Annotated in this window: 16 protein-coding genes; 12 read left to right on the top strand and 4 right to left on the bottom strand. The window is 44.3% G+C overall.

All coding sequences use genetic code 11. The annotated features are described in order from the left end of the window. The first annotated feature begins 489 nt into the window (after positions 1-489). From ABJL82_RS10475 to ABJL82_RS10460, 4 genes are all read left to right on the top strand, one after another. Complete coding sequence (locus ABJL82_RS10475; protein ID WP_347274220.1) at positions 490-1,320, top strand: class I SAM-dependent methyltransferase; 831 nt, start codon at positions 490-492, stop codon at positions 1,318-1,320. Then, on the top strand, positions 1,317-2,189 hold the full coding sequence (locus tag ABJL82_RS10470) for a methyltransferase domain-containing protein (RefSeq protein WP_347274219.1): 873 nt from the start codon (positions 1,317-1,319) through the stop codon (positions 2,187-2,189). Before ABJL82_RS10475 ends, ABJL82_RS10470 begins: the two co-directional genes overlap by 4 nt. Positions 2,190-2,215: 26 nt before the next feature. After that, the gene (locus ABJL82_RS10465) at positions 2,216-4,174 is read left to right on the top strand and encodes a BCCT family transporter (protein WP_347274218.1); all 1,959 of its coding nucleotides are present in this window, start codon (positions 2,216-2,218) and stop codon (positions 4,172-4,174) included. Positions 4,175-4,317: 143 nt separating this feature from the next. Beyond that, the gene (locus ABJL82_RS10460) at positions 4,318-4,887 is read left to right on the top strand and encodes a nitroreductase family protein (RefSeq protein WP_347274217.1); all 570 of its coding nucleotides are present in this window, start codon (positions 4,318-4,320) and stop codon (positions 4,885-4,887) included. Between the two features lie 119 nt (positions 4,888-5,006). Here the strand turns inward: ABJL82_RS10460 and ABJL82_RS10455 are convergent, their stop codons facing one another. Next, positions 5,007-6,857, bottom strand: a complete 1,851-nt coding sequence (locus ABJL82_RS10455) for a PAS domain S-box protein (protein WP_347274216.1) — start codon at positions 6,855-6,857, stop codon at positions 5,007-5,009. A 453-nt stretch (positions 6,858-7,310) separates the two neighbouring features. Between ABJL82_RS10455 and ABJL82_RS10450 the strand changes: the two genes are divergently transcribed. Continuing rightward, the gene (locus ABJL82_RS10450; RefSeq protein ID WP_347274215.1) at positions 7,311-7,607 is read left to right on the top strand and encodes a hypothetical protein; all 297 of its coding nucleotides are present in this window, start codon (positions 7,311-7,313) and stop codon (positions 7,605-7,607) included. Positions 7,608-7,815: 208 nt separating this feature from the next. On the opposite strand, the gene ABJL82_RS10445 is transcribed toward ABJL82_RS10450, so the two are convergent. Further along, complete coding sequence (locus tag ABJL82_RS10445) at positions 7,816-8,598, bottom strand: DNA-binding protein (RefSeq protein WP_347274214.1); 783 nt, start codon at positions 8,596-8,598, stop codon at positions 7,816-7,818. A gap of 490 nt (positions 8,599-9,088) precedes the next feature. Further along, positions 9,089-9,784, bottom strand: a complete 696-nt coding sequence (locus ABJL82_RS10440; RefSeq protein WP_347274213.1) for a phosphopantothenoylcysteine decarboxylase — start codon at positions 9,782-9,784, stop codon at positions 9,089-9,091. Positions 9,785-10,016: 232 nt separating this feature from the next. Here ABJL82_RS10440 and ABJL82_RS10435 point away from each other — a divergent pair, with 232 nt between their 5' ends. From ABJL82_RS10435 to ABJL82_RS10425, 3 genes are all read left to right on the top strand, one after another. Continuing rightward, entirely contained in the window at positions 10,017-10,142 is a 126-nt protein-coding gene (locus tag ABJL82_RS10435; RefSeq protein WP_347274212.1) for a hypothetical protein, read from the top strand. Positions 10,143-10,480: 338 nt separating this feature from the next. Next, on the top strand, positions 10,481-11,698 hold the full coding sequence (locus ABJL82_RS10430) for an aryl-sulfate sulfotransferase (RefSeq protein WP_347274211.1): 1,218 nt from the start codon (positions 10,481-10,483) through the stop codon (positions 11,696-11,698). Between the two features lie 68 nt (positions 11,699-11,766). Further along, positions 11,767-14,766: an SBBP repeat-containing protein gene (locus tag ABJL82_RS10425; RefSeq protein WP_347274210.1), complete on the top strand. Its 3,000-nt coding sequence runs from the start codon at positions 11,767-11,769 to the stop codon at positions 14,764-14,766. A gap of 75 nt (positions 14,767-14,841) precedes the next feature. On the opposite strand, the gene folD is transcribed toward ABJL82_RS10425, so the two are convergent. Then, entirely contained in the window at positions 14,842-15,753 is a 912-nt protein-coding gene (folD, locus tag ABJL82_RS10420; protein WP_347274209.1) for a bifunctional methylenetetrahydrofolate dehydrogenase/methenyltetrahydrofolate cyclohydrolase FolD, read from the bottom strand. Between the two features lie 825 nt (positions 15,754-16,578). Between folD and ABJL82_RS10415 the strand changes: the two genes are divergently transcribed. The 4 genes from ABJL82_RS10415 (at position 16,579) to uvrA (ending at position 24,732) form a co-directional block, all read left to right on the top strand. Further along, complete coding sequence (locus ABJL82_RS10415) at positions 16,579-19,290, top strand: PAS domain S-box protein (protein ID WP_347274208.1); 2,712 nt, start codon at positions 16,579-16,581, stop codon at positions 19,288-19,290. Positions 19,291-19,537: 247 nt separating this feature from the next. Continuing rightward, complete coding sequence (locus tag ABJL82_RS10410) at positions 19,538-20,248, top strand: heme-binding protein (RefSeq protein WP_347274252.1); 711 nt, start codon at positions 19,538-19,540, stop codon at positions 20,246-20,248. A 180-nt stretch (positions 20,249-20,428) separates the two neighbouring features. After that, entirely contained in the window at positions 20,429-21,946 is a 1,518-nt protein-coding gene (locus ABJL82_RS10405) for a leucyl aminopeptidase (RefSeq protein WP_347274207.1), read from the top strand. Further along, complete coding sequence (gene uvrA, locus ABJL82_RS10400) at positions 21,943-24,732, top strand: excinuclease ABC subunit UvrA (protein ID WP_347274206.1); 2,790 nt, start codon at positions 21,943-21,945, stop codon at positions 24,730-24,732. Before ABJL82_RS10405 ends, uvrA begins: the two co-directional genes overlap by 4 nt. Positions 24,733-24,849: the final 117 nt, after the last annotated feature.

Raw genomic sequence — 24,849 nt, 5'->3', positions numbered from 1 at the left:
TCAGGGTTAATATACTCAGTTTACAAAGACTATGTTGTTTCATCTGAAAATACTTTGTTTGCATACTACATAATTAAGGTCAGTTCCGTCAAGTGCATAGGTAATTAAAATTATTCAAATGAGCAATAATTTGAGAATTGAATATTGAACATTTGACCCTGTCTGCGGAACTTGGGAAAAAAGCATTCTACTTTTTCAAAAAACTAAAATGTTTCAAAAAATCATCTTGTTATTTTGTTTCGGATTTCACCATTAAATACTTTATTAAAAAATAAAAAAACTACTGATTTAGAAAATGCTATGTCCTCGTTCTCAGGCTTGATACAGGCAACCGGCAATGTGAGATACCTCGAAAGGGTTGTTTTAACAGCATTTTTTATGGTTGACAAAAATTTACATGCTGGTTAGCATAAAAATACCGATCGGCAAAACGTACATATTTATCTTTTATCGTATGAAAAATCTTCAGAGGAGGGATATCTGCAAATTATGGATACGAATACAAAAAAGAACCAGCAGGATTTCGGCAAAAATCCTCAATCTATCCGGCGAACCGATCATTACAAGGCTGAATATGTTCACAGTTTTGTGGAGAAATGGGACGAGTTGATCGACTGGGATGCTCGTGCGTCCAGTGAAGGAGAATTTTTTATTGAAGAACTCCGTCGCCGCGGCGCCCGTAAAATCCTCGACGTTGCGACCGGTACCGGCTTTCATTCTATCCGGCTCCTCAAAGCCGGTTTTGAAGTGGTAAGTGCTGACGGAAGCCCTGAAATGCTTGCCAAAGCCTTTGCTACCGGGCGTGAACACGGCTTTATTCTCCGCACGGTGCAAGCGGACTGGCGCTGGCTTAATCGGGATGTTCACGGCAAATTTGACGCCGTGATTTGCCTGGGAAATTCCTTTACCCATCTCTTCAATGAGCATGACCGGCGCAAAGCCCTCGCAGAATTTTACGCCGTCCTTCGACATGACGGCATTCTTGTTCTCGATCAGCGGAATTATGACGCTATTCTTGACGAAGGCTTTAAATCCAAACATACATACTATTACTGCGGCGAAAACGTCAGAGCTGAACCCGAATATGTTGATGAAGGCCTGGCACGGTTTCGCTATGAATTCAACGACGGTTCCAATTTTCACCTGAATATGTTTCCCCTCCGAAAAGATTACACACGCAGACTCATGTTCGAAGTCGGTTTCCAGACAATTCGCACCATCGGTGATTTCGAAGAAACTTACCATCAGGCAGATCCCGATTTCTTTATTCATCTCGCTGAGAAACGCTACGGAAACGAACCAGAGAAAATTGCCCGATGACGTATTCCCAGCTCGAAACAACCACCAGGGATTATTATAACGACCAAAGCGCAGACCATTTTTATTATTCCGTATGGGGTGGTGAAGATATCCATATAGGGATCTATCGGTATCCTTCTGAGCCTATATTCACGGCCAGCAGGCGTACAGTCGAAACCATGTGCGCGTTCCTTCCGCGGCTGAACGCATCTACCCGGGTACTCGACATCGGTGCAGGTTACGGCGGCTCCGCGCGGTACCTGGCCAGGCAGTTTCAATGCCCGGTTACTTGCCTCAACCTCAGCGGCGTCCAGAATCAAAAAAACCGCCAACAAACCGAAGAAGCCGGATTGGATTCACTCATCGAAGTAGTTGAGGGCAGTTTTGAAAGCATCCCGCTTCCCCCGAATAGCTTTGAGGTTGTCTGGTCACAGGATGCCATCCTTCACAGCGGCGACCGCAAAAAGGTGCTGGAGGAAGTTCATCGTGTCCTCAAGCCAGGAGGGGTCTTCATCTTCACAGACCCCATGCAAAGTGACGAATGCCCTAAGGATGCCCTTGCCCCTGTGCTGGCGCGAATCCACCTCGAATCGCTTGGCTCGCCCGGTTTTTATCGCCAAATAGCCACTCAACTTGGTTGGATAGAGCTAAAATTCGAAGATTTGTCTTCCCACCTCCCCATTCATTATGGACGTGTTCTTGAGGAAATTACCGGACGGGAAAAAGAAATCGTCCGGCAGTGCACACCGGAATACATTGAGAGAATGAAAACAGGATTGGGTCACTGGATCAGGAACGGTGAGAAAGGATATCTCAAATGGGGCATCTTCCTTTTCCAAAAACCGGATGTTTCCCATGATAGTTTTGTAAGCTCCAGACCGGTTCAATGATAGGGGGGGCGCATTTTCGCCATCTCATGAAGCATCATACGCCGGTTTTTTATGTTTCTGTCGTTCTAACTGCATTGCTGGTATTCTGGGGTTATTTTGCCCATGAGCACCTGGCGGATACTGCCCAAAGTGCCCTCACCTTTACCATCAACAATTTCGGTTGGTTTTATCTCTTGTCCACCGCGGGGTTTGTCGGCTTTTGCCTCTATCTCATCTTCAGCCCTTACTCCAGCATTAAACTCGGCAAACAGGATGATCCGCCCGAATATTCTTTTTTGTCCTGGCTTGCGATGCTCTTCTCCGCCGGGATGGGCATCGGCCTCGTTTTCTTCGGCGTGGCTGAACCGATGACTCATTTCGCACATCCGCCCCACGGTCTGGCGGAACCACATTCGCCTGAAGCTGCCCGTATGGCGCTGCGGTATTCCTTCTTTCATTGGTGTCTTCATCCCTGGGCCATTTATGCGGTCATTGCCCTCTCCATGGCTTACGCCCAATTCCGGAGAGGAGAATCCGGATTGATCAGTACAGTCTTTCGCCCTCTTATCGGACGGAAAGTGGACGGTCCCATCGGCCAACTTATTGATATACTTGCCGTCCTTGCTACTGTATGTGGAGTAGCTACCTCTCTTGGTTTAGGTACCTTACAAATAAACGGTGGATTACATCATATTTTTGGTGTTCCCAACACGGCTACTATCCAAATGCTAATCATAGTTATTGTTACGGTTTTGTATCTTATCTCGGCCAGCACCGGACTCAACAAAGGCATTCTCTATCTTAGCAACCTTAATCTGCTTATCGCCGGACTCCTCCTTGCCTTCGTCCTGGTTTGCGGTCCCACCGTTTTCATCCTGGATTCTTTTACCACCATTCTCGGCAGCTATTTACACGAGTTTGTGAAGATGTCGTTCCGTCTCACTCCCTTTAGGCATGGTGATGAATGGGTTGGGTCATGGACACTATTCTACTGGTCATGGTGGATTGCCTGGGCGCCCTTCGTCGGTACCTTTATTGCCCGCATCTCCAAAGGTCGGACTGTTCGCGAATTTGTAATTGGCGTCCTCTTCGTTCCGTCCGTTATAGGCGCCCTCTGGTTTGCCGCATTTGGCGGAGCAGCCCTCTATTTTGATCTTTTTCAGGATGGCGGCATTGCCGATGCCGTACAATCCGACATGACCTCTGCACTTTTTATTACCCTGGAGCAATTCCCCCTGGGCATCGTACTTGGCGCCCTTGCGGCCCTACTTATCGTTACCTTCTTTGTTACTTCCGCCGACTCTGCTACATTCGTACTGGGCATGCTTACTACCAACGGCAGTGCAAACCCTCCCACTTCGACCAAAGTGATTTGGGGCATTCTACTGTCTTCCATCGCGGCGGTACTGCTTTTCAGCGGCGGCCTGGCCGGATTACAAACAGCCTCCATCGTCACTGCCCTGCCCTTCGCAGTTATTATGGTTTTCATGTGCCTTGCCTTGTTTACCGCTCTTAGGAAGGACTACCAACTCACTCGTCCGCGTACCCCTGAGCCTGAACCAAAAAACATTCTATGTCCGGTAGATTACTCCATATATTCAGAAAAGGCATTAAATTATGCAATAGAGATTGCCGGCAAATATGGATCAAAACTCTATTTGATACACGTACTTGATGCGCGTATCCATGGTGTGAATGAGTCGGTGCTTTACCGTTTCAATATCGGAGATGAAAGCACTATCAAAGAATTGAATGATAGATTGCTCAGATGCGTAAAAGAAGATGTCCGGAGCAAGATGCCCGTTGAGAGTATCGTCGTACAGGGGGTTCCATTTGTTGAAATCGTTAAGGCGGCAAGGGAGTATGCTATCGACCTGATTGTAATGGGCACGCACGGCAGAACGGGTATATCCCATGCAATTATGGGCAGTGTTGCAGAGACTGTTGTACGCAAGGCGCATTGTCCGGTATTTACCGTTAGACATGCGGAATATGATCCCGGTTAAATAAATCCGGATACTGGTCAATCGGTAATCGGCAGTCGGTATATTGCAGATTGTAGATTGCCGACTGTAGACTGTAGAGACTGTGGAAGGTAGAAATTATTATAAAACCTAAACTTTTTGAGAAGTTACGAAGGAGGGTGAAAATGCTGAAGGATATGATTATAAAAAACAGAAGTTACCGGAGATTTTATCAGGAATTTTTGATAGAGATGGAAGTATTGGAAACCCTTGTAGATTACGCACGACTTTCTGCATCTGCCGGCAACATGCAGCCGTTGAAATATATGCTTTCTTATGATGCACAAAAGAATGCCTTAATATTCCCGCATCTTGCCTGGGCGGGTTATCTGCAGGACTGGCCTGGGCCTGTCGAAGGGGAGAGGCCTTCTGCATATATAGTAATGCTTGGGGATACCACTATCAGCAAAAACTTTTGGTGCGACCATGGCATTGCGGCGCAGAGTATTCTCCTTGGGGCAACGGAAAAGGGGCTTGGTGGATGTATTATTGGATCAATACAGAAGGAAGGATTGCGAAACGTATTGAACATACCCGGTGAGTATGAAATCCTTCTTGTATTAGCGCTGGGAAAACCGAAGGAGAAGGTGCTTATTGAGCCGGTGGGCAGCGACGGGGACATAAAATACTGGAGGGACAAGGAAATGATACACCATGTACCGAAGCGGGCGTTAGAGGAAATCATTATTCCTTAGACCGGGCCTGTAACTTTTTAATCGACAGTCCACAGTCGGCAATCTGCAATCATCAAATTGCAAATTGTGGACTGCCGACTGTGGACTGCCGATTGCAGACTGTAGCCTGTGTCATTAACTTATCGGGAAGTAACCATGGCTTCAACCCTGTTTCCTCCATCGTTTTTCGCTTTGTAAAAGGCCTTATTTGCGAGCGTTACCAAAGGTTCCACTTCGGATGCGTGTTCCGGAAATGAGGAGATGCCGATGCTGATAGTAATGTTTGCCCGATTGCCTGAAGCCGGATCATGAAAACGGGTATATTCTATGCGCTGTCTGATTCCGTCTGCTTTCACCAGCGCCCTTGTGGCAAATGTCGCCGGCATAATAATGGCGAATTCCGCGTCATCATACCTTGCTATAATATCGGAATCACTGACCGAGTCGCTTAAGACTCCGGCTATCTGCTGCAGGAGGAGATTCCCCGCATTATTGGAGCCGTATGTTTCGGTTGTCGCTTTGTAATTGTCGGGTCCCAATATAAGAAGGCTTAAGTTCTCGCCCCTTCTTTTTGCCACTGCGAGTTGCTTTGTCAATAGTTCTGTAAAATACCGTTTATTGTATATTCCTTGAAATTCGTCCATTACGTTTGTATGTTTTGCTATCTCAAGAAGTTCCAATTTGTGCAGAGCGAGCGCCGCCGTTTCTGTATAATTAGACATAAGCCTTTGGTTTTTTTTGTTTTTCCATGTGCTGAATTCTTTTTTCATCATGAGCACCATACCTGCCGTCTTGTTTCCAATAATGATGGGAAAACAAACATAACCTCCGCTTTTCTCGCGTGTTACAATACATTCACACGGAGATTCGGAGGCAATATCATTTACGACTGATTTTTTCCCGGTATTCATTACTTTACACAGTGAAGGGTCAAGTATTGCTTCCTTATGTATTAATTCCCCGGCTGGCATTACAGGGTCAATGACCGGCAGGTAAAGCATGCTTTTTTCCTTGTCAAGCATAATTACGGCAACGATGTCCGGAGCAAAGTTTTTTTGCAGTGCAGAGACAAGATGTTTAAAAAGGGCCTCTTCCTGTACCTCTTCTTCGTTGATAATTGTAGAAAAAGACATCAGGTCTTCCAATTCTTTAATGTGCTTAATCCGCTCTTCTTCCATCAGTTTACGTTCGGTGATATCCTCTTTTACAACGATAAAGTGGGTGATTTTGCCCTCATGGTTTCTGATTGGAGAGAGATATACATTTTCCCAATACATTTCACCGTTCTTCTTTTTGCAGCAAAATTCTCCATTAAGTTCTTTCCCCGAAAGAAGGGTCTTCCACAGTTCTGCAAACTCTTCGGAAGAAATGTTTTCCGGCTTGAGAACGCGGGGGTTTTTCCCGATAACCTCTTTGGCGGTGTAACCGCTTGATTCTGTGAACCGTGGATTAACGTATTCTATGATACCCCTGGAATTGGTTATAATGGTTGTAACGGGACTTTGTTCAATGGCGCGTGAAAATTTACTTAACTCTTCCTCAGCTTTTAAGCGTTCGGTGATGTCTTCTTTTACTGCGATAAAATGAGTGATGGTGTTTGATTGGTTTTTCACGGGGGATATATATGCATATTCCCAATACAAATCGCCGTTCTTTTTTTTGTTGCGAAATTTTCCCTGCCATTCTTTTCCCGAAGTGATTGTCTTCCATAAATGGTCAAATTCCTCTGCCGGAATATTGTCTGGTTTTAAAATATTCGGGTTTTTCCCAACTACCTCTTCAGGCGCATAACCGGTTAACTGCGTAAACTTGGGGTTGACGTATTCAATAATGCCTTTTGCGTTGGTGATTACTACGGTGCATGGACTTTGTTCTATTGCGCGTGATAATTTGCGCAAGTCTTCTTCTGCCCTTAAATGTCCGGACAATTCCTCTTTAAGCATCTTGTTTTCTTTTGCAAGGTCTTCTAATGTCTTAAGTGTTTTTTGCATAGTTGTTTTAAATCTCCATTAATGGGAAGTTATCTCACGGTTCAGAATGTTTTTGTGCTCAGTTTTTGCCATAAATAACCTGAAGGATTCTCATGTAATTTGAGAATTCTTTATTCTATACATCTTTAAATATTCGGTAAATTTCTACTCATTGATTATACAATTCTTCATTGTCAGTTACATAAAATATATCTTCTCATCATCCCATCCATAATTACTACACCTTCCTTTTTTTAACATTTTGCCGTAAATTCTTTCGCATGGATTTTACCTGAGTTTCTATCATAGGTGCCGTGGGTGCTTGGGGATTTTAATCATTTTTCAAAATGAAGTCAAACATTAACCCTAATGAACCAAACAAGCACGAAACGCGAAGCACGAAATACGAAAGGGAAACCCACAGATTAAACAGATTAAAAAAATCATCACAAATTTACTAATGACTAATGACTAATGACTAATGACCAATTCAAAACTTGTTTCGGGGGAGAATATTGTAGAGGGTTTTTATTTACGGCAACATCGGTTTCAGGGATAGGGGAGGAGGATATTAGCGGCAAGGGAAAAACTCCAGGCGGGTTCAGGCTTACAACCGTTCGGCTGAGTTCACGACGAAGCCTGAACCTGTCTGAAATTTTTTATCTGTGCTCATCTGCAAAATCTGACGGAGAAAAAGTATTTTCAGGCGAATGGTTGATTGCTTTATTTACATTAGCAGCTATGGACATAGTTTTCGACTGTTTAAAATAAAACAGGCTGTCCGGGAATAGAGAATCCCGCAAAAATCCAGCTATTAATATACCGTGATTTATTATAGCAGAAAATTGCGAAACACTGAATTCCCGGACAGCCTGAAAAGATAATAAAGAACTTTTTGCCCGTTAGGGCGATGAATACATCACAAAAGAAAATGTGCATCGTTAAAATTCATCTTTAACAAGCCGGGCTACCCCCTCCGTTATTTCTTCACTGTGGCTTCTTCCACGATTACATTGTATTTATAACCGCTGCCGAAATCCTTATCCTTATAGAGAGTGCCGCTTACCGTAACAATGTCGCCGACAGAAGGTTGGTCTTTTGTGGTGACTACGAGGTCTGTATTATTCTTATCCTGGCTTCCGCTTCCGTCCTGAAGATGCAGCCAGTTCTTCCCCATAATGCCAACAGAAACTTTAATCACTTTACCCTTCACAATGACTTTTTTCTTGTTAAGCTTCTCACTGTTTTCATAAAGTTCCTCTACGGTATAAGCGTCTGCCCCTGTAGCTTTTTCCACAGAGATCTTTTCATTTGTTGAAACGCTGATGCCCTTGCTGCCTTTGGTAGTGTATGAAGGAGCTTCTTGCCCTGAATCCGCCAGACCGTTGGAAAAAATGATTTTGTCAAATGTTCTGTTCAATGTCTTGCTTTCAAAGCCGGTCATTTCGAAACCTGGTTGCAAAACAACCTCCTGCCCCACGGATACGGTTGTTTCCGGTATGGCTACCCATGTTTTTTTCCCGTAGTCATCAATGCAGAGATACGTATAGCCGCCACTGTTCATTGTTTCTGCAATTTTTCCGGCAAGAAAATAGCCGCCCTCGTCTTGTGCTTCGTGCGAAGGTTCCTGTGAATAATTACTATGTGTATAGTCACGCGAGGGTTCGTCCACCGATTTCATTTGATAGGCAAAGGTATTTTTGGCGATCATTGCGGAAGACATTGTTAGCGATAAAGCAAATACAAATACAATTTTTTTCATTATAAAGGCTCCTTCTTTATTTTACTAAGATTTCAGGTGAAATAATGTACTGTTTAATGTATTAACGTTAAGCTGCAACACTTGCAGACTCCATTCGGCGGAGCTGTTATGCGGCAAACAGGAAAAAAGGTTGTTTTTCAGCAAAAATACTGCAGTACGTAATGAAATCGGCCAATGAAAAAATGATACTCACTTTATCATGATAAAACAAGAATTTTATTATCCATTAATTTGTTGCAGGTTTGTCTATTCCGCCTCATGTTTCATGCATACGTGTTTTCAAATAGGAGAGGCGTAAAGGGTAATTACACTGCGTGCATGGCCGCAACCAGGACAACCCTGCGCCTTCTCACCTTAGCAACCGGGGAATTACCAGAGTAGGGGCGAAGCATTTGCCTGTGTACAGTAGACTCGTTCAATTAGAGTGGAGTTAACGCGTGTACCGCAACATTTTACGTCCGAATCTTATATACAGGCAAATGTTTCGCCCCTACATTTCTAAAATCAGATTTGTTTGACTATATATTATGTCTATGAGCCTTTCTGCTATATCTTGTTTTGTATTGCACGTTGCCACCAGTTCCTGATGTGAATTAATGATATAACCGGGGTGTTTATCCCCTAAAATCTCATGCTGGTCATTTGCTACCACAAAATCTGCTTTATTTTCCAGCAAGGAGGCATAGGCCCTTTTCATGAGTTCATCATGGGGAATCCCCGCTTCTAATTTAAAACTGATGAGCAGCGAACGGGGCCAAAGCTCTTTTATTAACTTTATTATTTTCGGAGTTTTTATAAACCGTACGGTAATCTCATTGCTATGGGAAGACACTTTTCCTTCGACCGGTTGTTCAGGGATATAATCCAGCACTGCCATGGCGTGGACAACGGCGGCAAAGACTTTCCCCTGTAAACCCTCCCGGAATAATTTTGACAGATCCTGTAGAGTTTCTATTTCAATGAGGGTAAGCCGGTTACCCGTTTCTTTTCCTAAGCAAGTAATATCAGGAATAATACTTCCAGTGCCATACGCCATTGTGACGTCCGCCCCCCTTTTAAGCGCTTCGGTTGCTATTGCAGCCCCCAATCTGCCGGAAGATTTATTGCTTATATATCTGACGTCGTCTATATAACCCCTTGTAGGTCCTGAAGTTATAAGTATGTTTAACCTCTTTTTATCTTTCATCTGCTTAACGTGGCCTTTTAAAAAAATTGAGCGATTGGCAATAAGGTGATTTTCTGAAAAACTCTGTAAAAAACAGGTTTTCTCCTCCAACGTGGGAAGTGTATCAATTTGACAAAGCGGATGCAAGGTCCTGCTTGCCGTTATCGGCAATATAGTACAAGGCAAGTGGGATTGTAACACTTTAGTTTTTTGAAAAACGTAAGAGCGAGAGACGAAGCATGAGAGACAGGAGATGAAAGACGAGAAACGAGAGACGAGAGACGAGAGACGAGAGACGAGAGACGAAGGATGTCCGTTGTCTGTCGTCCCTGCATCGTGTGGAAAACAGCGCTATTATTGGAATTTTTTGAAAAACTAAAGTGTTACAAATTGTTGCAATAATCATTGTGCCATTATGGTGTATTATGGCATTTTTTATTTGCAAATAGGGTGTTGGCATAGTAAAAGAATAGCAAAAACATCCCAATCCCATTTTCCTTAATTGTGAAATCAGAAATCCAAAACAAATTCCCATTTTGTGCTTGATATGTTCTGGCTATGCCAGTTTAGGGGGAAAGGAGGCATGGCAACAATAGAAAACATTAGGTTGTTGTTACAAATTGAACCGTCAAAATAAAGCGTTCGCATTCTAGATATTTTGTATCTGCCGCAGGATTGTATTATAAACTCAAAGGCATTTTATAGGAAAAACTGAGTATGAAAAGCTCAAAACAAATAATAAAAACAGCGATGTATATTTTAGGTTTCACGGCATTGATTAGCGGCTGGCAAGGTAAAGGCATACAAGCCGATGACCTGGCGTATAAGTTGACGATAGACCAGCAAACCTTCCGTAGGGTTAGCCGCACAGGCGTTGTTGCAATTGACAGGGAAAAAGCTGCTATGGGATATGTTCTTTTTACTCCAATGAATAATACCTGCGGCGAAGTATTTCTTATTGATACGAATGACGGCAAGGTGGCGCATCAGTGGAATTTGCCTTATGCCCCCGGTGTATATGGCTATTTACTGCCGAATGGCAATCTTTTCTATAACGGGCAGGTGGAGGATGACGGCGCCTGGGATCTGTGGCCAAACTGGAGCAGTTTTAAAGGGGGCATTATGATGGAAGTGGACTGGAAAGGAAATATTGTATGGGAGCTTCGCAATCCCTACCATCACCATGACGGCAGGCGTACCTCTTCCGGAGGCGCCATTTACCTGGCGGTGGAAAAATTGCCGGCGGAGATAAGAGACCAGGTACAAGGGGGGACAGAAGGTTCCGGCAAAAAAGGCGATATGTGGGCGGATATTATTATAGAGGTAGATGCGAATGGAAGTCGGGTATGGAAGTGGCATGCGAAGGATCACCTTGATTTCGATACGGATGTTATTCAATCAAATTGCCCCAGGGATGAGTGGACGCACGCAAATGCCGTTGTTCCGTTAGAAGAGGACAACCAGGTAATGGTGAGTTTCCGGAATATCTCTACCGTTGGAATTATTGACAAGAATACCGGGAAATTTGTCTGGAAGCTCGGACACTCTACCTTTGCCCAGCAGCATGACCCACGCATCCTTAAAAATGGCAATATACTTGTATTCGACAACGGACAGCAGCGGAAGTCTGAACCCGTCCCCTATTCCAGGGTAATAGAACTAAACCGGGATACAAAAGAGATTGTGTGGCGATACCGTGATGTGCCGGCAATTAATTTTTTCAGCCCTACAATATCGGGAGCGCAAAGATTATCAAACGGGAATACCCTTATCACCGAAGGGTGTTTTGGCCGCATATTTCAGGTAACATCCGACAAGGAAGTGGTATGGGAATATGTAAGTCCTTATTTTTATGCGAATAAAGAAGATGTGATTGATAATTCCATTTTTAAAGCCACATTTTATACCGCAGAGGAAATTCCTAATTTACGATAACATAATAGTAGGGACATGGCATGCCATGTCTATATCTTTGCAAGAACCCGAGGAGGGGAATTTTTGAGATGAAGAACAGGAACGTTGCGTTGGCATTTTTGATATGCATTGCACTATGGGTGTTTTCTTTTAAACAGGCATATTCAGCAGGTGAGAAACCTGATATACAAACGCCTGTTTCCAAATATGAGTTGTTTGGCGGGAGCGGACAGCAAACAAAGGGCAAAAGAGCCGTTGAAAAGATTGTGAAAATGGAGATGCCTTTTATTGTCAACAAGGGGCAGCAGGATGAACGGGTGGCATTTTATACGCACATCTTCTGCGGCACAGTGTTTGTCACAAAAAACGGAGAGATGGTGTATGTATTGCCGGAGCATCAAAAAAAACAGGCATTAAGTGCGTGTAAGGCTAAAAACAAGACGACTCCCGCTGATTTCTCCGAAACAATTGAGAAAAGTTCCGGCAAGGAAGGCATTGACGGTGAAAAGAGGGGATTTTTCATTCTCCGGGAAAAACTTGCGGGCAGTACCGTATCCGGAATACGAGGGGAAGAAGAGGCGGCAACGAAGATCAATTATTTTAAGGGAGATGACACAGGGAAATGGATGTCCGCAATTTCAAGCTACAGGATGGTAAGTCTGGGAGAGGTGTACGAGGGGATAGAATTGAAATTAAAAGCGTATGGAAATGCCGTAGAAAAGCTGTTTTATGTAAAAACAGGGGCAAACCCCGACGAAATAAGGGTTTTCCTTGAAACGGCAGAAAGAAGCGCATTAAAAATTAATGATTATGGCGGACTTGCGGTTGAAACACAAACCGGGATGGCAACATTTTCGCGCCCTGTTGCGTATCAGATTATCAACGGCAAAAAAGTAGATGTGCCTGTGGCATATTATCTTCATGAGGGTGAAAAGATATCAGACAACAGGGGGCGTCGTACCGGAGAAAATAAGAAGTACGGATGGCGCAGAACGGCAAATAGTAAGGGTGCGAAACCTGCATTTGCAAACAATACAACGGAAATCGCTATTGGTGATAAATTTATCTATGGCTTCCGAACGGGTAATTTTGACAGGTCAAAGGAACTCATCATTGACCCTATGATTTCATCTACTTTTTTGGGAGGTTCTTCTGACGAAGAGTGCAGGTCTTTGGCAGTGGACTCAAATGATAATGTGTTTGTTCTTGGAGTAACAATGTCAGATGACTTTCCTGTGACAGATGATGCATATGCAACCTCTTCCAGCGGTAATAAAGATGTCTTTATCTCAAAATTCAGCAATGACCTGACGAGTCTTCTTGCTTCAACATATCTTGGCGGTTCTAATACTGAAGATGCCCATGCACTGGCGATTGATTCAGGAGATAACCTCTACATAGCGGGCTTTACTTATTCAAAAGATTTTCCTGTAACGGGAGATGCGTATGACGCCTCGTATTCCGGCGGTGATGCCTTTGTGTCGAAGTTGAGCGGTGATCTTGGCAGTTTATTGGCGTCAACATATCTGGGCGGGTCGTATAGTGAAGAAGCCCGCTCGCTGGCGATTGATATAAACGGCAATGTATATGTAGCGGGTATGACCTCCTCTACTAACTTTCCCACCACCGAAGGCGCTTACGATACGTCATCTTCCGGCTTATACAGAGATGTTTTTATCACAAAATTCGATGATGGTCTAACCAGTTTGCTGGCCTCGACATATCTGGGAGGGTCAGAGTATGACGGAGCCTATTCACTTGCTCTTGATGCAAATAATAATGCGTATGTAACGGGCATTACCAAATCAGAAGACTTTCCGGTGACTGACGACGTTTTTGACGAATCATTTAATGGCAGTGCGGATGCGTTTCTCTCGAAATTCAACAGCGATCTGACCAGCCTGCTTGCTTCAACCTATCTTGGTGGATATGATTATGACGGCGCTTATTCATTGGCGCTGGATTCAAGCGGAAACGTATATGTAACAGGTTATACAGGTTCAACAGAGTCTGCGGATTTTCCCACAACTGCCGGTGCATATGATTCGTCTTATTATGGGGGAGACGTCTTTGTATCGAAGTTTAATGATGATTTAACCAGTCTGCTTGCATCAACCTATCTTGGCGGCTCGGATTATGAAGAGGCGTATGCAGTAGCAACAGATGCTGAAGATAATGTGTATGTAACTGGCATTACCAAATCAGAAGACTTTCCTACAACTGCTAACGTTTTTGACGAATCATTTAACGGCAGTGCGGATGTGTTTCTCTCAAAATTCAACAGCGATCTGACCAGTCTGCTTGCTTCAACGTATCTTGGGGGGGCGGATGATGATAAATCCCTCGCGATGGTTTTGGGTGCTGCCGGAGGTGTGTATATTGCAGGTTCAACGTATTCGAATGATTTCCCGGTTACAGAAGCAGCATATAGCGCCGGTTTTAATAGTGAGTCGGGCAATGCATTTATATCACGATTCGACAGCTCACTTTCGGTAAATGGGGAAGTAACTACGGGAGAGGCGTTATATATAACCGTTGAATCGGCTACATTGCACGGGACAATTAATGCCGCCGGACTGTCAACGATAGCATGGTTTGAGTATGGAACGGTGAGCGGTTCTTATGATAATACAACAGAAGAACTAACGGTTGGCGGATATGATGATATTTCTATAAATAGTAGTGTCAGTAGCCTGAGTTTCAGTACAACGTATTATTACCGGCTGGTAGCAAAAAACAGCGTGGGGACGTTGTACGGCAGTGAAATGTCATTCAAAACGTCAGCGCAGTGTAATAGGGAGACTGTATCTGCAGATCAGCAGATTACGGAAATTGCCCGTACTTCTTCCGCACCGGTTACGATAACAGTTGCATGTAAGGGTGGCGACCCTCGCTATGGTGTGCTGGTAATATGGGAAATCATTAAGGGAGGAAACAATATTTCCATATCTCCGGAAAATGCAATCACAGATGATAATGGACAGGCTGTGTTTACGATTGAGGGCGTAAAGAGGGGAAATGCAACGGCAAGGTTTGTGTCAAGCGACTCAAATAGTAAGGCAAAAGTGAAAGTAAGAGTAACTCGATAGTGTAAGGTTAGAAGTCAGAAGTCAGAGATCCGTGTTTTTCGCGGACCTCCGACCTCCGGATGAAAGCGTAATTTTCTATTTTATCCCCAGTTTAAACTTCAGAGACCTGAGGGTATTTCTCATAAGCATTGTAATGGTCATAGGGCCTACTCCTCCGGGAACAGGGGTAATAAATCCTGCAATTTCACTCGCCGCTTCAAAATCAACATCTCCTTTTAAAAGAGCAACCATTTTGTTTGGGTCGTTCTTGCTGGGTTTTTCGCCTACCCTGTTTACCCCCACATCAATTACACACGCGCCAGGTTTTATCCATTCGGGTTTTACCAGCCCGGGAACTCCTGCGGCAACAATAAGGACGTCCGCGCGTTTGCAGTGTTCCGCCATGTTTCTTGTTTGTGTATGGACTATTGTTACCGTAGCGTCCGCCCCTTTCCCTTTCTGAAGCATCATATTCGCGATTGGTTTTCCCACAATGTTAGAACGCCCAACCACAACCACCTCCGCGCCGCGGGTTTCAACGCCTGACCGTACAATCAATTCCTGAATGCCGGCGGGGGTGCAGGGCGGGAATTTAACCTCATTGCCTCCGATCATAAGACGCCCGACATTTACGGGATGAAACCCATCAACATCCTTGTCCGGATCAATGGCATTAAGCACCTTCTTTTCATAAATATGTTTCGGGAGTGGAAGCTGGACAAGGATGCCGTGAATTGAATCGTCGTGGTTGTACTTTTCAATAAGGGCGAGAAGATTCTTTTCTGAAATATCCGCCGGTTGTGAATCCTGCACCTCTTTAAAACCCACCCGGTGAGCGGTTTTGATTTTTAAGGTTACATACGACATGGATGCCGGGTTTTCTCCGACAAGGATTGTTACCAGGCCTGGAACAACGCCGTGTCTCTTCTTTATTTCCGCTACTTCACCGGTAATTTCCTCTAATATTTGTTCGCCAATCTCTGTACCTTTAATTAATTTTGCGGACATGACAATACACTCTCCTTTCAGCTATATACACTAAAAAACAAGTTTTACCTTTGCAACACAAGTATCCTGCTTGCGATATTTTACCCTCAAGCTGGAAGCTTGAGTTACTATTAACCTTCCATACTAATTGCATTTTTATAAAAAATCGGAAATGCGCCTGCAAAGTGACACAACAGGTTCTTTTTTGAGGAGTCAGAATAATAGTAAAACACACAGGTAAATACAACTTTTTTTCGTAGTTTTTCTGTGATATACAACATCAGATATTGAATGTATGAAAAAACTAAAGTGTTACAAAAACACGTGTTTTGAGCAAAGCCGGGAGGGAATAAATCTGTGCTACTATCCAGCAACTTCTTGTTTTTAATGCGCATTTTTCAAAAATGCAGCACCGTAAGGCATTGATTAGTAGAGACGCACGGCCGTGCGTCTCTACAAGTTTGGAGCATTGGGTTTTTTGTCATTTGAATTTGTTTCGTATTTCGATATTCGCATTTCGAGTTTGGTTGCGGCCAAATGCTGCGCCAGGTTGTAAGGCGGAAGAGACAAATAAAGTGGATTATTTTAAGCTGCTGTTCGATTCTTGACAAGGGAGTATCTTAAATGTACAGTAGGTCGCATTTATTCCATAATTAAAAGTATAGGAATTTCAATATTTTTAGTTGATCAATAAACAAACCCACCCCTGCCCCTCCCAAGAGGGGAATTTGATAATTCCTCTCCTGGGAGGGGATTGAGGGGTGGGTAAAAATGAATGTCGTTGGTTTTTTGTATTTTAAAAAGGCAACCTGATTTAAATTTCTTACAGACCTTTTTGGTAAAAAAATGATGATTTTTGACAAGATTAAAGGGAAATTATTAACGTTTGGACTTTGCATATCGCTCATCCCAATCTGCGTAATTTCAACAGTATATTATATTACAGCCAGAGAGAAACTTCGTACCCGCCAAATAGATGCGCTATCTGCGATGGCACAATCAAAAAAAATCCATTTACTCTCGCTTATAGAGTCAAAAAAAGGCAGAACGATCGATTTTAGTTCTGATGGGTTTATAAGAGACTATCTTGAAAAAATAAACCGTGGGATATCCTCTCACGATTTACTTGTAAAATCGTTAACGAGGCACCTGGCAAACAACAAAAAGCCGTTGGATTCACATATCGAAGGGATATCTGTTGTAAACATGAAGGGAATGGTTGTTGCTTCTACTTACAAAGAATGGATTGGGCAGGATATTTCCGGACAGGAAATTTTCTCAGAAGGAATGAAGCTATTTCCCGGCAATGCGTATGTAGGCCCTGCCCATTTCTGTCCGTATGGACACAAAAATATCCTTTCGATAACTGCTCCTTTAACTTCAAGGCGTTCAAAAAACAATGAGAAGATAGGCACGATCATTAACTGTTATGATGTGGGAATACTGAATACGGTAACAACCGGTTATGAAGGATCGGGAAGTACAGGAGAAGTATATCTGGTAAACAAAAATAAGGTCATGATTACTAACTCCCGTTTTTTTGAGAATGCCGCGATAAGACAGGCAGTGGATACAGAACCGGTGCGCAAAATACTGGAATCGGGGAAGGACATTACGGGTGTATATCCTGATTACCGTGGAGTGCCGGTAGTTGGAGCGGGTAGGTATATAAAGGAATATAGCTGGGTATTATTGGCGGAAATGGATAAAGCGGAATTGTTTGCCCATTTAAATTCGATAAAGTTAATCGCCCTCGTAACGGGCGCGGCAAGCGGAGTATCCGCCATTATCTTTGGGGTGTTTTTTGCCCTATCAGTTTCTTGCCCTATTAATAAATTAAAGATGACAACAGAGGCATTTGCCTCAGGCAATCTTTCAGAAAGAGTTTTGATAAAACGGAATGATGAGATTGGAAGTCTTGCACAGAGCTTTAACACTATGGCGCAGGAGATTCAGGAGAAGAATCGTGCCCTAAGTGAAAGCGAAGAACGTTTTCGGGCAATATTTGAGCAGGCGGCGGTCGGTGTTGCACTTATTGATACCAATACCGGTAAATTCCTCAAAGTAAATAAAAAATATTGTTCAATAACGGGTTATTCGGAAGAGGCAATGCTTTCCACAGCATGTCAGGATATTACCCATCCTGATGATCTTCAGGAAGGTTTGGAGAATGTGGAGAAATTGAAAAAAGGCGAACTACAGGAATTTTCGCGGGAAAAGCGTTATATCCATAAAGATGGTTCTCTTGTTTGGGTAAATATTACCGCTTCTCCCATGTGGAAAAAGGGAGAAACCCCGCATTCACATATTGTTATTGTAGAAAATATTACACAAAACAAACGTATTGAAGAAGAAAAAGAAAAACTGAAAGAGCATCTCATCCATGCACAGAGACTGGAAACCGTTGGAAGACTTACCAGCGGTGTTGCGCATAATTTTAATAACCTCCTTATGGCAATTATGGGGTATGCAAATTTATTGAAAATGGATACGGTGGTAAACGCCAAATGCCAAACGTACATACAAAACATACTTTCATCATTGGACAAGGCAGCGGATTTGACCCAAAGCCTCCTTGCATTTAGCAGGAGGCAGACGATTAATCTGCAGGAAATACCATTGGATAGCATAATAAACGATACGGAAAATTTTTTAACGGGAATACTCCGGGAAAATATACGCTTTAAAATATTGGTGAAAGGGAAAAATTGTTACGTATTGGCGGATCGTACTCAAATTGAACAGGTTTTAATAAATCTTTATTCGAATGCAATAGATGCAATGCCCAACGGAGGAACGTTAAACGTCAGCAGTGAGAGAAAAGCATTAGATGCCTGTTTTATGGAAATGCATGGATTCAACAGGGAGCCGGGCGAATATATGGCAATTTCCATTTCGGATACTGGAACAGGAATCCGTGAAGATATTAAAGACAGGATCTTTGAGCCATTTTTTACTACGAAGGAAGTGGGGAAAGGTACAGGGCTTGGCCTTTCCATGGTGCATGGCATGGTTGAGCAACACGGCGGCTTTGTAACCTGTTCAAGCGAACCCGGGAAAGGAACCACCTTTACCCTCTATCTTCCCCTGTTAAAAGACAAAGGAAAAGCCGCGGCAGAGAAGGAAGAAGGGCTGATGAAAGCGGAGGCGGGACGCAGCGATAATGTTTCCGGAAAAGAAATGATTTTGCTGGCGGAAGATGAGGATGATCTGCGGCATGTGCTGGAAAAATATCTGGAAATGTATGGATATGAGGTTATAGCCGCAGCGGATGGCGACGACGCCGTTAAAAAATACCGGAAACATAAAGCGGGTATCAGACTTGCCGTCTTAGATGTAGTTATGCCTAAGAAAAATGGGAAAGAAGTATATGAAATCATGCAGCAGGAAACGAGTAAAATACACACTATTTTTATGAGCGGTTATAGTGAAGATATCCTGCATACGGACGGCATTATAATAGAAAAAGGCTTGCATTTTGTTCCCAAACCGGTTTCCCCCGTTGGTTTGTTATATAAAATACGGCAGATTCTGGATGCGTCAGTTCCTGTTGCATAGCGTCTGAGGTTCTGAGGCACTCAATTGGATATGTCAGGACGCTGGACGACGGACGAGGGACGATAGACGATAGACGAGGGACGATAGACGATAGACGTCCCTCTTCCCTCTTCCCTCGTCCCTCGTCCTTCGTCCTTCGTCCCTCATGTATGGTTCAATTACTAAAAATTTATTATTGGGAGGTAGTATGATGAGCATTCGTAAGATACTTTTTTTTGCCTTTTTTGTTGCCGTGTCTTTTCATGGTATGAATTCTTCTTTGTATGCTGCCGGTGGTTTGCCTTCCCATACGGCATTAAAGGATGCGTTATCGGCGGTGATAAAAGAAGACAACGGCGGCTTTGGTTTCAATATGTGGGCGACCGTTGTAGATCGGGACGGCTTTGTGAGAGCGGTGGTCTTTTCCGGAAATGAGAGAGGCGATCAGTGGCCAGGAAGCAGGGTAATTTCCGCACAAAAGGCAAACACTGCTAATGCGTTCAGTTTGCCAGGATTTGCATTATCGACTGCGAATCTTTTTTCCGCAGTTCAGCCTGGCGGCAGTTTGTTCGGGCTGCAGTTGAGCAATCCGGTTGATACAGAAACCGCCTACCGCGGCTCGCCGCAGAAATATGGTAAGGAAAACGACCCTATGGCTGGCAGGAGGATTGGTGGTATAAATGTGTTTGGGGGCGGCTTGGCGCTTTATAATAATGACGGTGTGCTGATTGGCGCATTGGGAGTGAGCGGGGATAGTTCCTGTGCCGACCATATTATTGCATGGAAAGTACGGCATGTACTTATGCTGGACTATGTCCCCAAAGGTGTCAGCCCTTCCGGCGACGATAATATAATACATGACATAATTGCCGGGACAAGCCTAAGCGGCTGGGGGCATCCGGAATGTTCTCCGGAGGCAATGAAGATTGCGGAAAAATTGCCGAAAACACATCCTGTTCGTACAAAAAAAGAGAAATAGGTAACTTCTATTATCAGTCGGCAATCGGCAATCCACAATCTGCCGACTGCCGACTGCCGACTGCTGGCTGCTGATTGCCGATTGTGGACTGTAGATTGCCTACTGCAAATTAAGATACAATAATTTTTCAATGCCAAAATATCTCTTGAACTGCGCTTAAAGAAAAGAAAGGTGTTATTTATGATTGTCAATGCGAAAACAGGACATGCGGCGGACGAAACTGCGGAAATGTTAGTTTTTTATATGTACGAAGAGAGCAAAAAGATACACGAGACACTAGAACCCTTCGATGTTTCATTCAACCATGCCATCTCTGAATTATCAAAAAATAAGGAATTTACCGCAAAGCTTAACAATACCCGCGCCTTGCCTACCTATGGTAAATTCCCCTCGCAGCGTATCCTGCTTGTTGGTTTAGGGAAAAAAGAAGATATTACCTTTGACAAAATCAGACAGGCGTCCGGTACTTCCGTTAAAACAGCGCGTGATATGGGTATTAAGAAGGTGACAAGCGTAATGGATTCACTGGAAATCCCGGCAGAAAGGCTGGAAGAATGGTGCCAGTCCTTTACCGAAGGCGCTGTATTAGGGCTGTATCAATTTAAAAAGTATAAACAAACAAAGCCGGAAGAAGTAAAGGAAGTCAAGGCGCTTACCCTTTTGGTATCTGATAAGAAAATCCTGACTCCAGTGAAGGAAGGCATAAAACGCGGACAGGTTATTGCAAATGCAGTTTCATTCGCCAGAGACCTGGTGAACACTCCCTCACAGGATAAAAATCCCACCATACTGTCGAATATTGCAAAAAATATTGCAAAAGAGCAAGGCGTCTCATGCAAGATATTATCAACGCCTGACCTTAAAAAACTCAGGATGGGAGGTATACTGGGTGTTGCCCAGGGCAGCACACAGCCCCCGAAATTCATCATACTGGAGTATAATCCGCGAAGCAAAAATCAGGACACAATTGTGATTGTCGGGAAAGGCGTCACCTTTGATTCCGGGGGGATATGCCTGAAACCGGCAAAAAACATGGACCAGATGAAAAGCGATATGTCGGGAGGGGCAGCCGTACTGGGTGTTTTCAGCGTCCTTGCCAAACTTAAGGTCACGCAACGTGTTGTAGGGCTTATTCCCTGTACGGAAAACATGCCTGGAGGCTCTGCAATTAAACCGGGTGATATTGTCACATTTTATTCCGGCAAAACTGCTGAGGTGGCAAATACCGACGCCGAAGGACGTCTGATCCTTGCCGATGCGCTTGCTTACGCTGAGAAATTTCATCCCGGCGCAGTAGTGGATTTCGCAACGCTTACCGGGGCATGCGTAGTCGCTTTGGGCGGCATTGCAACAGGAATGCTGGGGAATAATGAAGAACTGAAAAACAGGATAAAAACCGCAGGAGAAAAATCATGGGAAAGGGTTTGGGAACTCCCTCTCTGGGAAGAATACCAGGAATTAATTAAAAGCGATATTGCAGATATTAAAAATACGGGAGGCAGCGGCGCCGGCACGATAACTGCCGCCTGTTTTTTAAGTAAGTTTACGGAGAAATATCCATGGGTACACCTTGATATCGCGGGAACCTCCTGGGCGGAGAAAAATGACGCATACCTGCAAAAAGGAGCAACGGGAGTAGGCGTTATGCTGATGCTTGAGTTATTAAAGGACTGGAAGAAGTTTACGAAAGAAAAATGACCACAGAAGAAAACGGCAACTCCATTATCATCCGGGGGGCAAGAGAACATAACCTTAAAGGTATAAACGTGGACATACCGCGTGACCACATTACCGTTATCACAGGTATAAGCGGTTCCGGAAAGTCATCCCTTGCCTTTGATACGATTTACGCGGAAGGGCAGCGGCGCTACATCGAGAGTCTTTCCTCGTATGCCCGTCAATTCCTTGACCAGATTCAAAAACCCGACGTCGAACTTATTGAAGGGTTGCCGCCAACGATTGCCATTGAACAGCGCACCTGTCCCTCAAGCCCGCGTTCAACCGTGGCGACAATAACGGAAATCTACGATTATCTGCGCCTGCTCTACGCAAAAACAGGAACCCCTTATTGTTGTCTCTGCAACTGCGTAATCGCCCGCCAAAGTATTGAACAAATACAGCAGAAAATCATGGAAGTCCCACAGAAATCAAGGATTATGCTCCTTGCGCCGCTTGTTATAGGGAAAAAAGGTGAACATCGGGAAATATTTCAATCGCTCTTACAAAAGGGGTTCGTAAGCGCACGGGTTGACGGCTCGGTCACCGACCTTGACGTCATCCCGAAACTGGCACGTTATAAAGCCCATGATATTTACGCAATTGTGGATAAACTCATTATAAAAGACGGCGTCCAGTCACGGCTTCTCCATTCCATTGAAACATGTCTCACTCTTGGCAATGGAGTAATGGTCGTAAGCGAAGAAAAGAAGAAACGTTGGAAAGACACGATCTTCAGCGAACGGTACGCCTGTCCCAATTGCGGCAAGGGATATGAAGAACCGGCCCCTCGCCTGTTTTCATTTAATAGTCCCTATGGCGCATGCCCGGGATGCGACGGACTCGGAAACACCCTTGATTTTGATCCGGAATTAATTATTAAATCGAAACATCTGAGCATTAAAGAGGGGGCAATTGATGCCTGGAACAATTGGGGTTCTCTTACACAGACAATTTATGATGATCACATCAAAACATTTACAGAAATGTATTCCATTTCACCTGCTACACCTTTCGCCAATCTGCCGGAAAAGGTTTCTCACGCATTGCTTTACGGGTCTGCGGATTTCGAGGGGGTTATTCCTAATCTGCACCGGATATACAAAAAAACCACCTCTGAACGTGTTTTGAAGCGTCTTTCAGGTTACATGAGCTACAGAACGTGCTCACTGTGCAATGGCGCACGATTAAGGCCGGAGGCGCTTGCCGTAAAAATCAGTAACACCTCTATCCATGAAATCATGACATTCACCGTAGAGGAGGCGCTCGCATTTTTCAAAACGCTGAAGTTCTCAGGACAACAGGCCGTTATTTCCAAACAACTGCTGAAAGAAATTCAAAGCAGGCTTCAGTTTATGATGGAGGTTGGGCTGCACTATCTTGCCCTTGGGCGCAGCAGCGATACCCTTTCCGGGGGAGAAGCGCAAAGAACCCAACTGGCAAAACAGGTAGGAACAGGGCTTGTTGGTGTGTGCTACGTGCTGGATGAACCCACAATAGGCCTTCATCCGAGAGATAACGAACGGCTCCAGAAAACCCTGTACGCCCTGAAAGAAAACGGAAACACGGTAATTCTTGTCGAGCATGACGAATACACCATTCGACATGCAGATTACATCATCGACCTTGGGCCAAAAGCGGGAGAGCAGGGCGGGCGTATCGTAGCGCAAGGGACGTTGAAGGAAATTCTCGACAATCCTGACTCCATAACCGGACGGTATCTGTGCCATTCACCGGAAACAATCACTACGCAGAAAAGAAAAAAATACAATCTGAAACACGCCCTGGAAATAAAAGGTGCATGCGCCAATAACCTGAAGACAATCTCGGTAAAAATTCCGCTAAAGGTTTTCTGTTGCATCACCGGCGTATCCGGTTCAGGCAAGAGCACACTTGTTCACGACGTCCTGTACCGCGCCCTTACAAAAGCCCTGCACGGCGGCCATGCCCTTCCCGGGAAACACGAAAAAATTACCGGCATCAGGCATATTGACAAGGTTATTGAAATTGACCAGTCTCCCATAGGGCGCACGCCGCGTTCAAACCCGGCGACTTATACAAAGGTGTTTGACCCCATTCGCGCCCTCTTTGCGCAAACACAGTCGGCAAAGATACGCGGTTATACCGCGGCAAGATACAGCTTCAACATCAGCGGGGGGCGCTGTGAGGCATGCAAGGGACAGGGCACAAAAAAAATGGAAATGCATTTTCTGCCCGATACCTATGTTATCTGTGATGAATGCAATGGAAGACGATACACTACTGCAACGTTGGAAACCATGTATAAAGGGAAAAATATATCCGAGGCGCTTGAGATGAGAATAGAAGATGCGCATCTTTTTTTTGCCGCTGTTCCCAGGATAGAAAGGGTTTTACGCACACTCAAGGACGTTGGGCTGGGATATATAAAACTGGGGCAGTCAAGCACGTCCCTTTCCGGAGGGGAAGCTCAAAGAATCAAGCTTGCCACGGAGCTTTCCAGGAGAGAAACTGGAAAGACCCTTTATATCCTTGATGAACCTACAACCGGTTTGCATATGGCAGACATACAACAATTACTGAAAATATTGCACCGGCTTGTTGATTTGGGGAATTCCGTGCTTGTCATAGAACATAATCATGAGGTTATTAAAGCGGCGGACTACATTATCGATCTGGGGCCTGAAGGCGGTGCAAAAGGAGGTGAAATTGTTGCGGCAGGAACGCCGGAAGAAATAGCAGAAACAAAAGAATCCTATACCGGAAGATATTTAAAAGAATATTTATGACAAAGTAAGTTCTCAACCAATCCACAGTCTACAGTCGGCAATCCACAATCTACAATCTATAATCGGCAGTCGGCAAATTGCAGATTGTAGATTGCCGACCACCAACCATTCGCGGGT

The sequence above is a fragment of the Candidatus Kuenenia sp. genome, assembly GCF_039794105.1.
Classification (GTDB): Bacteria; Planctomycetota; Brocadiia; order Brocadiales; family Brocadiaceae; genus Kuenenia.
This window is presented reverse-complemented; position numbering and strand designations above follow the sequence as displayed.